We start from the raw sequence: 15,242 nt of genomic DNA, 5'->3' as shown, positions 1-15,242 counted from the left end.
CTCGTATTTTAAATATTATTAATATCCATTCCGAATTTACCAAGATCTACCTTTCCGTTTTGGACGACGATTCCATCAGCCTCTAAAAGATTCTGCTGAACGCCAGCCCCTCCAAATACGTACTCATCCGCCAGCTCACCTTTGGAGTTTACTACTCGATAGCAAGGAATGTTTTCAAAATCTGGATTTTTGTGTAAGGCATTCCCCACTGCTCTGCTCATTTTAGGATTGCCTGCCATAGCAGCCACCTGGCCGTATGTAGCAACCTTGCCCTGTGGGATACGTTTCACAGCTTCGTATATACGTTTTGTAGGAGAATCAGTCACAAGATCATAGCTTTCTGCAATCATTCTCTTAACATCATCATCTGGAATGCTTCCATCTAGAATTACAGTATTCCAATGCTCCTTATTCTGATGATACCCCGGTATTACCGCATCATAGGTGCGCCTCCAGAAATCTCTCCATTCAGGGTCACATTTCAAATTCAAACAAATCTGCCCGTCTTTTTCATAGGACCAAAGGAACGCCTTTTTACTTTGCTTCACCCTAATGAGTTGCCAGTTAGGATCGTGAAATGGCGCCTCCTGATATGTATAAGGAAATGTAAGCCCGTAGCTTAATGCTTCCTCTCTGGTTTTCATTATATTCCCCCTTTTACCAAACAAATGGAATAATCCTATATTTTACCCGTTCTTTGTACTGCTTGTATCCAGCAAGCCCTTCTTCTAGAACCTTCTCCTCATTTCTAATACGCTTTGCAATGATTGGAAGATATACAAGCATTATTACAAATGAAAAAATAGAGCCTAGGATAATTGGCATAGCTAAAAATAGCAGAACTGTTGCCATATACATTGGATGGCGGACGATTCCATATAGGCCTGTATCAACCACCTTCTGGCCGTCCTGCACTTCTATGGTTCTTGAAAGATATTCATTTTCCCTAAGCACTTCGGCATACAGCGCATAGGCTAACAGAAAAAGTACTGTGCCTAAAATCGTCACCCACGCTGGTAGCACCAGCCATGAAAATCTGAAATTCAAACCAGCAATTATGAAGGATGACAAAAACATTAGACCGCTGAACAAGACCACTTCCTTTTGCTCCATCTGTTCTTCCTTTGCATTTAATCGCTTCCGCAAAAGCTCTGGATTTTTCTTCATCAGAATCAATCCAGCTACAAACATAGGAATAAAAAGCACTCCCATAAGCAACCATGCCTGCCAAAAGGCAAAGCTTCCTGCCGCTGGAAATAGCAGCAATACCACTAATATTACTCCAGCAAAAAACTTAATTAGTGCAGAAATCAGTAATTTATTTGTCATAGCTTGCTCCCCCCCAATAATCAGCTTACATCCAGCTGTTTACAATTGCTATTTCCTCGATATATCCTGCATCATCATTTGGTGTTTCCAAAATAAATGGAAGATTTTGGAGAGTAGGATGTGTTGCAATTCGTTTCATGGCTTCCATACCGATGTAGCCCTGGCCTAACTTCTCATGGCGGTCTTTTGCTGCTCCGCATTCATTTTTACTATCATTAAAATGAATTGCCTTCAATCTGTCCAGACCGATGATTTTATCAAACTGTGTAAGCACACCATCAAGGTCATTTACGACATCATAGCCACCATCCCAAACATGGCAGGTATCAAGGCAAACTCCCAGTTTGTCACTAAGCGTAGTGCGGTCAATAATTTCTCTTAATTCCTCAAAAGTTTTGCCCACCTCTGAGCCTTTGCCAGCCATTGTTTCAAGAAGTACTGTAGTATGCATATCTTCAAATAATGCCTCATTAAGTCCTTCAGCAATCTGCTGAATTCCGGTTTCTGGGCCTTGGCCCGTGTGAGAACCTGGATGGAAATTGTAGTACTGATTTGGAACCTGCTCCATTCTCTGCAAATCCTGCTTAAGCATATCGAGAGCATTCGCTCTGGTCTCTGGCTTTGCAGAGCAAAGATTCATAGTGTAGCTGGCATGAGCTACAAGTGTACCAAATTTCTTCTCCTGCAATATTTGCTGAAGCTTTTCAACATCTTCCGGCTCTATATCCTTTGCTTTTCCACCACGTGGATTTCTTGTAAACCATGCAAATGTGTTTCCTCCAAAATCCACCATCTGGCGTCCCATTGCTTCATATCCGTTTGTCACTGATAAGTGACAGCCTATGTATATCATTAAAAATCTCCTTAGTTGTCTTTTTTTCGATGAGCTTATGCTTCCTCAACAAACATTCCGGTAAGTCTTGGTACATTAAATCGGCTTACAAACAAATCGCATTTGCATAAAAAAGTGAAAAAAGCATGGTGCCCATCACCTGCGAAGGATTCATAATTGGCCTGCCCTTTAGATAGAATAACATCAGCATTATCAACTGCATCTTTAGCTAAACCCTGCAATCTTCTATAAACTGTACCTGCGATTTTTTCTCCATTCGTAATTATGGTAAACTCGTCTGTCAAACCAACATATTTTGCATCTTCTATAGTAGCATCATTATATGCTTCACCGCCACGAACCATTACAGTTATTTCAAGATTTGGGAACTGCTTTTTAAGCTGGCGAAGGAAAAGTTTATCCAGCACAATCTCTCCACAATTATCTGTGAGAAGTAAAAATGTTTTCGCACTGCTGCACTGCTTGCAAAAAGATTCAAATGTCGCCTGCTCATCAGCTCTCATGTCAGTGTCTTTGAATAGCTCAAAAAATGTATTTTCATCTACATCCTGCATCACACCAAAATCGATATAATTCCCAATTCGAGCCATCACAAGAGCAGTAGCAAGCGGATTATCGCTTGCTTCTATTTTCTCTTCTAAGCCATGTTCCATGGAAAGTACTAAATCATTATATTTTTTATTGATGTCTCTAAAACTAGGCATTGGTCCAATGTATTTTTCATATGCCTTATTAAATGCAAAATTCATCTCTGCACTACATGCATTTTCATCACGATTATCAAGTATATTTTTAACCTCTTTTAAATATTCCTTGTCATCAGTCTTTAGCTGTTGTCTATCATACATGCATTTTGCACAACTTGGTGTCAGTTTCATTCAGTATAATCTCCTCTTCCATATGCAAACTCTTGAGCCTGCCTTGCAAATGATTATATCAAATCTAGCGTCAGCTGTTCATATCTCTCGGGTAAATCATTCAAGTAGCTAAAGCAATCATCAGGTTTATAAAGGATGTTATGCGCTTTACAAGTATCCTCAAATAGTTGCATTAGTTTTTTGTCGTTAGGGCTTGGTACATTATAGGAATTGCCATAGGTTCTAATGTATTTTTCTTTCAATCCTGGAAAATTTTTATCCAAGGCCTCATAAAAATATTCCCTGTCACCTTCCCTCAGGGTCACGCCCATATCAAAACAAATAATGCCCTTCACACCTACGCGAATACATTCTTCTAGTATCGCATTTACGTTTTCTTCTGTATCGTTTATAAAAGGCAGTATCGGCGTGAGCCAAACCACTGTTGGAATGCCACGCTTTTGCATCTCCTCTAACACTTGTATCCTTCGCTTTGTGTTACATACGTTTGGTTCTATGACAGAACACAGGTCATCGTCGTAAGTGGTCAGTGTCATTTGCACAACAGCCTTTGCCTTCTGATTAATTTCATCCAAAAGATCAATATCCCTAAGAATCCTGTCTGACTTTGTCTGAATCGCTATGCCAAATTCATATTTAGAAATAATTTCTAGGCATTGTCTTGTGAGCTTTAACTGTTCTTCGCAGTGCATATATGGATCTGACATAGAACCTGTGCCAATCATACATTTTTTTCTTTTTGATTTAAGCGCAGCCTCTAAAAGCTCTGGAGCATTCAGCTTCACCTCAATATCCTCAAAGGCATGGGTAAACTGATAGCATTTGCTTCTGCTATCGCAATAAACACAGCCGTGAGTGCAACCACGATATATGTTCATACCGCATCGGCCATTATTTGCAGTTAATATCCCCTTCGCATTTACGAAATGCATTCTAGTCCTCCATCGTCAATGATAATTCTATCTCATCCTCGTCCGCTACCCCAGTCTCTGCAAAACCCATACCATGATACAGCGCTAAGGCGTTATCATTCTCTAGATTACATGTTAGTGTCACTCTATCCGAGTTTCCAAAAGGCTTGGTTTTAATGTAGGCCATGACCCGCTTTAGAGCTTCTTTTCCATAGCCTTTGCCCTGATGTGCTTCGTCAATCATCATATGCCAGATGTCATATTCTGGAATGTCATAGTCGTAAATCACCATCACATATCCAACCATCTCATCATCATTATAAATCCCAAATGGCTGACATTGGTCACGATATACATATGCCTGAGCTAGGCTGCGTATTGGATTAGAAACAAACTTCTCCTGTCCCTCGCCCAATTTCAAATTAAACGCATCAATAAAGTTTTCTTCTGTTATTTTCCTAAGATTAATCATGTGAATCCTCCATAAAATGTTTATGCTAGTTTCTAAAATCTTGTATGAACATCTATGAAGACTTGTGAAATGTTAAAGAACTGCCCTTATTATACAAAAACACCGTGGCACTTAGCCACGGTAAATAGAATTCTTTTTATGAAACAACCGAGGCCTTCAACAGATATTCAGAAATAGTATTTTTTCTATTCATCATAATTGAACACCTCCTCTTTCTTTGATTGTTTATAAAATGGATTATACACAGGTTTTATAAGTTGCGCAAGAGTACTAAAATGATTTATGTAATTTCCAAAAATCGATAGTCTCCTGCAAATCTGCCTCATCTGCAAAAAGATTCATCTTTTTTCCTATAGCTATGGCCATATCAACATACATATTGGCCCTTGCAGTAATTACATACTCGCCAACAACCAAATCATCATTAGTAGAATGTGTTGATTCTATCCCTGTTAATACTCCTGCGTTGTCTAATTCATCCACACCATTGCATATTCCTGCAACAATTCCCTTATTGTCCACAACTGCACGGATAAAGGAATATACTTCTTCATTATCAATGGTTGAAATGTCGCCACCTGGCACCAAGAGAAGTTCCACATCTTTAGGGTCAATCTCTCTTAATGCACAAGTTGCATTCAAAGAAAACTTTTCCTGTGCCGTAACTGACTTTCCATCTACTGTAGCAAATACTATTTCATGTCCAGTGCACTGAAGAAAATAATTCGTAATTACGATTTCATAAATACAACAAGTCTCATATAATAATACAACTGTTTTCATAAATATAATTCTACCTTCCTATCTAGTTATTAATCCGCATTATAACAATATTGTGTATTGCCGTCCATATCTACAACAAAAACTCTCGTATTTTCTCTTCTACAAGCCTAACATCAATTGGTGCATCTGATGACTCCATAGTTGTAATCAAATTCCTCCCTTGAAGGTAACCATTTTTCTCATAACTATGTATCTTCTTAAAATTCTTTGTTGCATAATCCATATCCGAAAGAATCCCTAGATGCTCCCAATAAATAGTCTTTCTTGTAATTGTATTCAATGCAACAAAGTCAGGATATACCGTACTATAGCCCAGTTCTAACATCGACTCATATTGATAAGGAACATTATACTTATCCAAAGCATCAGCAATAATCTTTTCCGACTTTGATCGTACCATCTCTCCTCGATTTGTCTGAAATAGACCTTCTTCTGGGAATGGATTCTGCTGCCCCGGATGTTTTTCTAACCAGTTTTGAATATATATATCATCAGGCTCTATTAGTGGGGTTACATATCTTTTCCGTCCTTCATTCAAATTGTCATATACATCCGTTAATTCTTTTATATCATATAGACTGATAAACTTGTCTATACGTTTATGCAATATCTTTAATTTCTCATTTAATGCAAGTTCATAATCTTTTTGAATATATTTTCTAATAGCTTTCTCATCCTCAGCCCCCATATACTTTCTTATGCCATTCATCTTATCAACATAATAATATTGAAAATTGCCACGGCATCGAGATACATGAATCTGCCCATTGCCTAAATCCTTGTACTTAGATACATTTCTATCAGAGCGCTTTATAAGAATATTTAGCTCTTGTATCTGTTCTTCTAACTTCTTTTTATGATTTTCCATTACTCCTCCACGTCAATTATTTTGTTAATACATCCTTGCCTATTCTAAAGCTCCTCATTTCAAATAAGTTGTTGCCCTATACAGTTATTTTAGAAATCTCCTCAAAAAAACTGTATTGAAATTTTCTGTTTACATAAATGTACAGTTATTTTTTATCTCTTGTGATAAATAACTGTACAACAAACCGCTCATTTTAAACTTAAACAGTGTTTTCTGGCTATAGTATAAAAATCACTGTCGATATAAATAAACCATGACAGTGTTTTTAGATGACAGCATCAAAAAAACTGTATCATCATAATCTAAGCTCTTTTCGCTTTTATTAGCGTACAGTTATTTTCATAAAAAACCGTATAATCACTGTACTTCTGCTATTTCATTCTCTTTCCAACCGTGAAAACTGTGGCGAATTGCCAAATAAGTGATAAAAATAGAACACTTTTCATAACTTGAATGATAATATAACGTCCAAAAGCAACTTTGTCAATACCCAATCCTGAAAATCTGAATGATAAACCAATCTATCTACAAATCAAATACCAGATATTGTCATTTTATTGTCACGAGACAATAAAAAAGCTCTGAGGACATTGAATTCTCAATGTTCTCAGAGCAATAAACTCTACTCTAATTCCACAGTTCCTGGTGGCTTAGAAGTAAGATCGTACATTACGCGGTTGACGCCCTTAACCTCGTTGATGATGCGGCTCATTACACGCTGAAGAACTTCGAATGGAATCTCAGAAGCTTCTGCTGTCATGAAGTCTACTGTTTCAACGGCGCGAAGTACTACTGCGTAGTCGTATGTACGCTCGTCGCCCATAACGCCTACTGAGCGCATGTTTGAAAGTGCTGCGAAGTACTGATCTGGGAGCTTTGCAAGGCCTGCCTCTGCAAGCTCTGTACGATAAATATAATCAGCATCCTGAACGATGCGAACCTTTTCTGCTGTAACCTCTCCGATGATACGAATACCAAGGCCTGGGCCTGGGAATGGCTGACGGAATACAAGGTATTCTGGCAATCCAAGCTCTAAACCAACCTTACGTACTTCGTCCTTGAAAAGATTGCGAAGTGGCTCGATGATTTCTTTGAAATCAACATAGTCAGGAAGTCCACCTACATTATGGTGAGACTTGATAACTACTGACTCACCGCCAAGTCCTGACTCAACAACGTCTGGATAAATAGTTCCCTGTGCAAGGAAATCAACAGTGCCAATTTTCTTTGCTTCTTCCTCGAATACTCGAATAAATTCCTCGCCAATGATTTTACGCTTGCGTTCTGGCTCTTCAACACCAGCAAGCTTTGCGTAATAACGCTCTGCTGCGTTGACACGAACAAAATTAATATCAAATGAGCCTTCTGGACCAAATACTGATTCTACCTCATCACCCTCATTTTTACGAAGAAGGCCATGATCAACGAAAACACATGTAAGCTGCTTTCCAATTGCCTTTGCAAGAAGCGCTGCTAGAACAGATGAATCAACACCACCAGAAAGAGCAAGAAGCACTTTTCCTGAACCTACGCGCTCTCTAATTTCTCCGATTGTCTGCTCAACAAAGGAATCCATACGCCATGTGCCAGCTGTCTGACAGATGTTTCTTACAAAGTTATGAAGGATTTCCTTTCCACGAACAGTGTGGAGTACCTCTGGATGGAACTGGATAGCGTAAAGCTTTTTTTCTTCACAAGCTGCTGCTGCAACCGGGCAATCATTTGTATGAGCAATGATATCAAACCCAGGTGCCACTGAAGAAATATAGTCAAAGTGACTCATCCAAACAACTGTTGAGTCCTCAACACCTGCAAAAAGAGTATCCTTTGATCCGTCAATAAATGTCTCAGTTTTGCCATATTCACGAACTGGCGCTTTCTCAACCTTACCACCAAGGACATGCATCATAAGCTGTGCGCCATAGCAAAGCCCAAGCACTGGTATACCAAGTTCAAAAAGTTCCTTAGTATAGGTAGGTGCCTCTTCCTCATAACATGAATTAGGACCTCCTGTCAGGATTATTCCTTTAGGATTCATCTCTTTAATTTGGTCGATAGGGGTACGATAAGAATAAATCTCACAATAGACATTACATTCTCTGACACGACGTGCCACAAGCTGATTGTATTGTCCGCCGAAATCAATAACAATGACTTTTTCTTGATTCATAGCAGCTCCTTACTAGATAAATTTTTCTAAAGTATAGATTAAATTTTCAAAATCTTCAACAAAAAAACTTAATATTAACAGGATTTCATTCGATACAATATTTAGATATGAAGATAAAGGAGTTTCTATGAGTGTAAGCGTAACCAATTCATTAAGCATAAGATTGTTTTACAATCACTATTCTTCGGTAGCAAGTGGCTCTACTAGAAAGAATTCTACCACTGGTACCCTTTCTTTTGCTGACGCTACTGCTCTGCGCAACGCCATCAGAAATCTCCAGGATTATAAGTTCGAAGATGTAACCAAAGACCAGATTCAGGAGAAGCTAAAAGCCTTCACTGACACCATGAACAATACCCTTGAATCTGCAGTTAAATATGGTAAGGGAAGCACTTCTGTAAAAAATGCAGCATCTACTATTAAAAACCTTAATACTCAATATGCTTCTGATTTGGCCAAAATTGGTATTACTGTAAATAAAGATGGCAGTATGTCACTATATGAAAATGCTTCAAAAAACTACTCTGTCAGCAAGTTCTCAGACTTCTTTGATAAAGACTCCCAATACTTGTCTGATTTATATAACGCTGCAAAGCGTATTACTAGAAGAGTCGATGTGCGAATTTAACTTGAATTTTTGCCTCTATTCGACTACATTTAATATGTAATATTTTGTTTATTCGGAGGCAATAAAATGGCTTTTGGCAAATCCTCAAAACGAGGACTTAAAATAATCATCGTAGGATGCGGTAAAGTTGGCCGTACCCTTGTTGATAGACTTTCTAAAGAAGGTCACGATATTGTTGTAATCGATCAAAAACAGGATCGAATCGATAATCTTACAAATCTATACGACATAATGGGAATTCAAGGAAATGGTGCCAGCTACAGCATTCAGGTTGAGGCTGGCATTAAAGATGCAGACCTCATTATTGCCGTTACAAACTCTGATGAGCTGAATCTACTATGCTGTACAATTGCAAAGCAGGTAGGTGACTGCGCTTCTATCGCCAGAGTTAGAAATCCAGACTATTCAAAGGAAATTTCATATCTTCAGGAGAAGCTGGGTCTCGTTATGATTATCAACCCAGAGTTTGAAGCTGCTAGGGAGATTTCTTCTATTCTCTCATTGCCATCTACTCTTGAAGTCTCTTCATTTGCTCACGGCCAGGCTGAGCTTGTTGAGTTCGCTATTGAAGAGGGAAATGTTTTGGATGGTCTTACTATCAAAGACTTAAGTTCAAATATTTCCAGCAAGGTTCTGATTACTGCTGTAAAACGCGGCAGTGATGTTGTAATCCCATCCGGTGATTACACTCTCAAGGCTGGTGATATTGTTTGTGCCGTAGGTGCTAGACGATTTGCACGTACCTTCCTTAATGAAATCGGATTCAAAACACGCCAGGTTCGTGATTGCTTAATTGTTGGTGGTGGAAAATCTTCTTTCTACCTGGCAAAACTATTGCTCCAGGCCAGAATCAATGTACGAATCATTGAGCGTGATAAGGAGCGCTGCGAGGAGCTTTCTGTTATGCTTCCAAAAGCTACTATCATTAATGGAGATGGTGGTGATGAAGCCCTACTTAGAGAAGAAGGCATTGAATACGTAGAAAGCTTCGTTCCTCTCACTGGAATTGATGAAGAAAACATCCTTTTAACTCTTTATGCTAATCAGGTTAGCAATGCAAAGGTTGTTACAAAGGTTAATAGAATCAGTTTTGATAACGTACTGTCTCAGCTCAATTTAGGTTCAGTGGTTTATCCACGACATATCACAGCCGAATCAATTATCGCTTATGTACGTGCAAAGAGTGCATCTGGCGATGGTGATGATATTCTTACACTCTACCACCTGTTCGATCAAAAGGTAGAGGCCATTGAGTTCAATATTAGTGAGCAGTCAAAGGCAACTGGAGTCCCATTCTCTGTTCTCCAGTTTAAAGACAATGTGCTTATCGCCTTTATCAACCGCAACGGTACAATCATCATCCCTAGCGGTTCTGACACTATTGAAGTTGGTGATACTGTAATGGTTGTCACAACCCATACTGGCTTCGGCTCTATACTTGATACATTGAGGTAATCGGATATGAATACTTCCGTTATTCGTTTTATTTTAGGATATGTTGTTGGATTTTTAGGCTTGTTCCTTATGCTTCCTATCATGGTAGCTCTCATATATCACGAGGATGTATGGATTTACTACGCAGTTGTTGCGTTCCCTTGCCTAATCATTGGAATCCTAAACAGCTATTTCCGTCCAAAGAAATTTGTTTTCTATTTAAAAGAAGGATTCTTCTGCACAGGTGCTTCATGGGTTGCCCTTTCTGTAATCGGTGCCCTTCCACTTCGCCTTAGCGGAGAGATTCCACATTATGTAGATGCTTTATTTGAGGCAGTTTCCGGATTCACCACCACTGGTGCATCCATACTTGATAACGTAGAGTTGCTTACTCACGCCTCACTATTTTGGCGAAGCTTCACTCACTTTGTTGGTGGTATGGGAGTTTTAGTATTCCTGCTTACTGTCATTCCACTTGCCGGTGGTGAGGGCTCTCAGTTCAATCTGATGAAAGCAGAATCGCCTGGACCTTCTGTTGGAAAGCTTGTTCCTAAGCTAAAAAACACTGCCCAGATGCTTTACCTCATCTACATTGGACTTACACTTTTAGAATTCATACTACTACTTATTGCAGGCATGACACCATTTGAAGCTATCAACACCTCTATCGCTACAGCTGGTACTGGTGGATTTGGTATCTATGCCAATAGTATTGCTGGTTTCAACGTTGCATGTCAGTGGATTGTTGCCGCATTCATGTTTATATTTGGTGTAAACTTTAACTTTTACTACTACCTACTCTTCCATCACGCAAGAGATGCGTTCAGAATGGAAGAAGTTAAAATGTACACCGCACTTACAGTTGGTTCTATTGGAATCATCACTATAAACATTTTAAATAGCAGTGCAAACCTATTTGATGCTGTAACAAAGGCAGCATTCCAGGTAACATCAATTCAATCATCTACTGGTTTTTCTACTGCAGATTTTGCCCAGTGGCCACAGACCAGCCGATGCGTACTTGTACTTCTGATGTTTATTGGTGCCTGCGCCGGTTCAACCGGTGGTGGTATCAAGGTATCCCGATTCGTACTTATGGGAAAGGCTGTCCACAAAGAGTTAATCAGCTACATCCATCCTAGAAGCGTCAGAAAAACTCGCATGGATGGCAAGCCGGTTAACCACGATACAATCCGTTCCAACAACGTATTTTTTGGAACATTCATGCTCATCTTCTTTGTAAGTGTATTTGCACTTTCATTCGAAGATTTGGATTTTTCAACTATATTTACAGCAGTTATCGCCACAATGAGTAACATTGGACCTGGACTTAGCATGGTTGGCCCAGCAGCAAACTTTGCTTTCTTCAGTGATTTTTCAAAGATTATCCTTATCTTTGATATGCTTGCCGGCCGACTTGAATTGTTCCCAATTCTCATGCTCTTCCATCCTAATATATGGACTGATTTATTTAAGAAACGTCGCTGTAAAGAATTGAAACACGCAGGAAAAGTACTTAAAAAATGAAATTAAATACAACTATTTTAGAAATGACTGATGCCTATTTGCATCAGTCATTTTATCAATCTAACGAAAAACTTAATATTATAGACTGTCGAGATATTGAAGGCACCAGATGCTATCTTGACGATGTGGCCAAGGCAGAGCTTATAAAACGAATAAGCAACGAACCCTCCGATGGTATTCACTTTATCGATTCCGGCAACTACCACTATCTCACCCTTCTTTGGTTGAGCAAAATAGATGTAGATTTCAATCTGGTTTTATTTGATCATCATCCTGACGATCAGCCTCCAAGCTTTGGAATGATAACCTCTTGCGGCGGCTGGGTGTTGGAGGCAAAGGAGACATTGCCTCACCTAAAGAATGTTTATACTTTTGGTGTTGGTGAAATGCCTGATATTGCTGATATTCCCACTGATTTACCACTATACATTTCTATCGACAAGGATATACTATCCACCGATTATGCCATCACAGATTGGGACCAGGGAACAATGACATTGCCTGAAATGACAGATATTCTGGAAAAGATTTTTTCCACACATGAAATATATGGTGTAGATATCTGTGGAGATTCCGGAGAAATGGCAGAAAATGGGGCTTCAATCAATAATCAGACAAATACAACTCTTTTTGACTTTTTGTCACAAAAAAAATAAAATAGAAGTAAGAAAAGTATCAAATCAAATGTGATTGGAGGGAACAACTATGTATCCAGTAATTACCATCTCAAGAGAATTTGGCAGCGGCGGTCATAGCATAGGCGAGGCTGTGGCAAAACAGTTGAACATCCCATTTTATGACGGAGAAATTGTTAATCGCGTAGCAGTTGAAAGCGGTTATGCAAAAGAACTTATAGAGACTCAGGGTGAGTACACTTCATCCACAGCAATGTGGTTTGATATCTCTGCGGCAGGAACAATGTACTTCCAGAGCCCACAGGATGAAATCTTTATTGCACAGAAAAAAGTCATCCTTGACTGCGCAAGCAAAGGACCATGTGTAATTGTTGGACGTTGTGCTGATTATATCCTTAGAAAAGAGGGAGTTCGTTGCATGAATGTTATGATTCACGCAGATATGGAGCATAGAAAGAAACGTGTTTTAGAGCGCTATGAAAATATCGAGAATGTCAGCATTGAAAAGAGACTTGCAAAGAAAGACAAACAGCGTAAAACATATTACAAGTACTACACTGACAAGAATTGGGGCGACTTCCGTGAATATGATGTAATCCTTGATAGCGGCACCCTGGGTGAAGGAATGTGTGTAAAGACAATCTGCGATTTAGCAGCAGCATTCCCTGAATAAATAGAAACAAAAAAGCTAAATGTAATAGACAAAGACTATTACATTTAGCTTTTTTATTGCATTCTGTGCAAACGACCCTGGATAGGCATTAATATTAATACGAATAACACTCCATAAAACAATGACAGCACTGCTACCGCCATGTTTGGCCCAATTGTATCTGGTGACTCACTCCACACTATAGCAAGCACTGCTACAAATCCCATTATGCTGGAAAGTATTCCGCCAAGAATTGCCCCTCTTTGGGCGTATTTCATAGCAAATTCGCATTTTGCGGCTTCCAATGCAACATCGTCCTCTATCTCTGCTTTCTTTCCAAAAATCAGCTTAAATGCTCCCAGAAAACTTTTCATCTGCCCACCAGCTCCTAAAACAATAAGCTGTATCGCCAGTACAAAAACTGCTGATGGAATATCAAGGAAATATACTACTCTGCTTCCGCTGACTGTAACTATACCAATCAGCCCTAACATCAGCAATACAAAGCCTAATGCTAAACCTAGCACTACTGATTTTTTGTCATTCTTATTCTCCTGAACATCCTTTACTAAACTAACCATTATTTCTTCCGCCTTTCCACTATATGCCTCAGCGTTCAGGCGCTCACCGGATAACAGCTCATTTACATTAATATCAAGTGCCTTGCACAGTTCTGGCATGATGCTGGTGTCAGGCAATCCTTTGCCAGTCTCCCATCTGGAAACTGCTTTATCACTGACTCCCACCTGATCTGCCAATTGTTTTTGTGTAAGTCCTTTTTCCTTTCTCATCTCAGAAATAAATGAACCTGTCTTTATTAAATCTAACATGTGACCTCCTGCCGCTTCTTTTGTTACACCTTTAGGCTATAAGAAAAGACGCCTAGAATAAACCTATGTATGCTAGAATCCGCCTAGAATCAAACTCCACGGAAACTAGAACTCCCTAGATTACTGACTCCCAGAACTCTACTGCCCTATCAAGCCAGCCTTCAGCCTTTGTGCGAATGCCAAGGCCAATGCCATGAGGTACACCAAAGTACTTCTCATAGATATGATTAACGCCATGTGCCTTGAGGGCGCTTTCAAAAACATCAGCATGACGACTTGCAGGAACAAGAACATCCCAAGAGCCTGAATACATGAAGGTTGGTGGGTAATCATCTTCAATATATTTCTGCACATCTAGAAGCACACGACCTCTTCTGATGTGACGTAATCCAAACATATGGAAGCTGCCTCTGTTGCTAAGCCAAATGCCCATCAAACCAATCCAAATGTTCCAGTAAGGATGATGAAGCCAATCGTTAACACAAGTCCAAGGATATCCTAATATGACAGCTCCTGGCTTTGGTAAACCAAAATCCATATATCCATATTTATGGCTAGAGAAGATTCCCGCTAAGTTTCCTCCAGCAGAAAAACCAATAAGCCCATATCCATCCATCTGAACATTATATTTATCAGCATTTTCTGAGATAAGGCGAAGAGCCACTCCTAAATCCTCCATTGGAGCAAAGGCTTCGCAATCTCTTCCAGCACGATATTCCAAAACAAATGCATTAATCCCCATTTTATTTAAGGCTGCCGCAACGGGATATCCCTCTTGCTTTGTGCAAAGATGTGCATAACCTCCACCGGGAAGAACAACTACAAATCGCTTGCTCTTAGGGTTATCTGCTGGAAAATACATAAGCCTAACATCTCTTTTATGTTTATCCTTAGACATTTCCTCCATGGAATACACCGGAATTTGCCTAAATCTACCGGATGTCTGCAGCTCTTTTACTCTGGCTCTACCGCCCTTCACATTATTTGATTTATGCTCAATATAGTACATTCTGGCTACAGAATATACCGTAAATACGAATGTAAGAATAAGATACGCGATAATCAGTGTTCTCACCGTCTCGCCAAATCCGTTTGCAAATAAATAAATATTTCGCATATATCCCTCCTATGCCTATATAATAGCATAATATATACCTATTCTCTGCCACAAAATAAATTGAATTATCTTTATTTACTTATGATATTAGCAATTTATTTACAGTTAAGTTTCATCTATGAATTTCTCAAATTCACTTATATATAAATCTACTA

Annotated in this window: 16 protein-coding genes; 5 read left to right on the top strand and 11 right to left on the bottom strand. The window is 39.2% G+C overall.

All coding sequences use genetic code 11. The features are described 5' to 3' along the window. Positions 1-8 precede the first annotated feature (8 nt). From T375_RS08775 to guaA, 9 genes are all read right to left on the bottom strand, one after another. On the bottom strand, positions 9-644 hold the full coding sequence (locus tag T375_RS08775; protein WP_044937414.1) for a methylated-DNA--[protein]-cysteine S-methyltransferase: 636 nt from the start codon (positions 642-644) through the stop codon (positions 9-11). 13 nt (positions 645-657) lie between these two features. Then, positions 658-1,329, bottom strand: a complete 672-nt coding sequence (locus tag T375_RS08770) for a methyltransferase family protein (RefSeq protein WP_044937413.1) — start codon at positions 1,327-1,329, stop codon at positions 658-660. A 25-nt stretch (positions 1,330-1,354) separates the two neighbouring features. Continuing rightward, positions 1,355-2,182 (bottom strand): deoxyribonuclease IV, encoded by an 828-nt coding sequence (locus tag T375_RS08765; RefSeq protein WP_044937411.1) that lies wholly within the window; start codon positions 2,180-2,182, stop codon positions 1,355-1,357. Positions 2,183-2,217: 35 nt separating this feature from the next. After that, entirely contained in the window at positions 2,218-3,060 is an 843-nt protein-coding gene (locus T375_RS08760; protein ID WP_044937409.1) for a damage-control phosphatase ARMT1 family protein, read from the bottom strand. Positions 3,061-3,113: 53 nt separating this feature from the next. Then, positions 3,114-3,992, bottom strand: coding sequence for an SPL family radical SAM protein (locus T375_RS08755; RefSeq protein ID WP_044937408.1), 879 nt, complete (start codon positions 3,990-3,992; stop codon positions 3,114-3,116). Between the two features lies 1 nt (position 3,993). Further along, entirely contained in the window at positions 3,994-4,443 is a 450-nt protein-coding gene (locus T375_RS08750; RefSeq protein WP_081822013.1) for a GNAT family N-acetyltransferase, read from the bottom strand. A 270-nt stretch (positions 4,444-4,713) separates the two neighbouring features. After that, positions 4,714-5,226, bottom strand: a complete 513-nt coding sequence (locus T375_RS08745; RefSeq protein WP_044937406.1) for a DJ-1/PfpI family protein — start codon at positions 5,224-5,226, stop codon at positions 4,714-4,716. A gap of 70 nt (positions 5,227-5,296) precedes the next feature. After that, a complete protein-coding gene (locus tag T375_RS08740; protein WP_044937405.1) occupies positions 5,297-6,094 on the bottom strand; it encodes a hypothetical protein in 798 nt (265 codons plus the stop codon). Positions 6,095-6,716: 622 nt separating this feature from the next. After that, a complete protein-coding gene (guaA, locus tag T375_RS08735; RefSeq protein WP_044937403.1) occupies positions 6,717-8,264 on the bottom strand; it encodes a glutamine-hydrolyzing GMP synthase in 1,548 nt (515 codons plus the stop codon). 127 nt (positions 8,265-8,391) lie between these two features. Here guaA and T375_RS08730 point away from each other — a divergent pair, with 127 nt between their 5' ends. The 5 genes from T375_RS08730 to T375_RS08710 all read left to right on the top strand — a co-directional run bounded on the left by T375_RS08730 (position 8,392) and on the right by T375_RS08710 (position 13,161). Beyond that, positions 8,392-8,892 (top strand): hypothetical protein, encoded by a 501-nt coding sequence (locus T375_RS08730; RefSeq protein WP_044937401.1) that lies wholly within the window; start codon positions 8,392-8,394, stop codon positions 8,890-8,892. Positions 8,893-8,958: 66 nt separating this feature from the next. Beyond that, a complete protein-coding gene (trkA, locus tag T375_RS08725; RefSeq protein WP_044937399.1) occupies positions 8,959-10,347 on the top strand; it encodes a Trk system potassium transporter TrkA in 1,389 nt (462 codons plus the stop codon). 6 nt (positions 10,348-10,353) lie between these two features. Continuing rightward, complete coding sequence (locus T375_RS08720) at positions 10,354-11,853, top strand: TrkH family potassium uptake protein (RefSeq protein ID WP_044937397.1); 1,500 nt, start codon at positions 10,354-10,356, stop codon at positions 11,851-11,853. Further along, positions 11,850-12,509 carry a hypothetical protein gene (locus T375_RS08715; RefSeq protein WP_044937395.1) on the top strand — a complete coding sequence of 220 codons (660 nt, stop codon included), beginning with the start codon at positions 11,850-11,852 and terminating at the stop codon, positions 12,507-12,509. Before T375_RS08720 ends, T375_RS08715 begins: the two co-directional genes overlap by 4 nt. Positions 12,510-12,558: 49 nt before the next feature. Further along, on the top strand, positions 12,559-13,161 hold the full coding sequence (locus T375_RS08710; RefSeq protein WP_044937393.1) for a cytidylate kinase-like family protein: 603 nt from the start codon (positions 12,559-12,561) through the stop codon (positions 13,159-13,161). Between the two features lie 53 nt (positions 13,162-13,214). Here the strand turns inward: T375_RS08710 and T375_RS13280 are convergent, their stop codons facing one another. Beyond that, positions 13,215-13,970, bottom strand: coding sequence for a helix-turn-helix domain-containing protein (locus tag T375_RS13280; RefSeq protein ID WP_049960370.1), 756 nt, complete (start codon positions 13,968-13,970; stop codon positions 13,215-13,217). A 115-nt stretch (positions 13,971-14,085) separates the two neighbouring features. After that, positions 14,086-15,087, bottom strand: coding sequence for an alpha/beta hydrolase (locus T375_RS08700; protein ID WP_044937391.1), 1,002 nt, complete (start codon positions 15,085-15,087; stop codon positions 14,086-14,088). Between the last annotated feature and the right edge of the window lie 155 nt (positions 15,088-15,242).

The sequence above is a fragment of the Pseudobutyrivibrio sp. LB2011 genome (genome assembly GCF_000701765.1).
Classification (GTDB): Bacteria; Bacillota; Clostridia; order Lachnospirales; family Lachnospiraceae; genus Pseudobutyrivibrio; species Pseudobutyrivibrio ruminis.
Note: the sequence above shows the minus strand (reverse complement) of the source record. Positions and strands in the feature narration are given on the sequence as shown.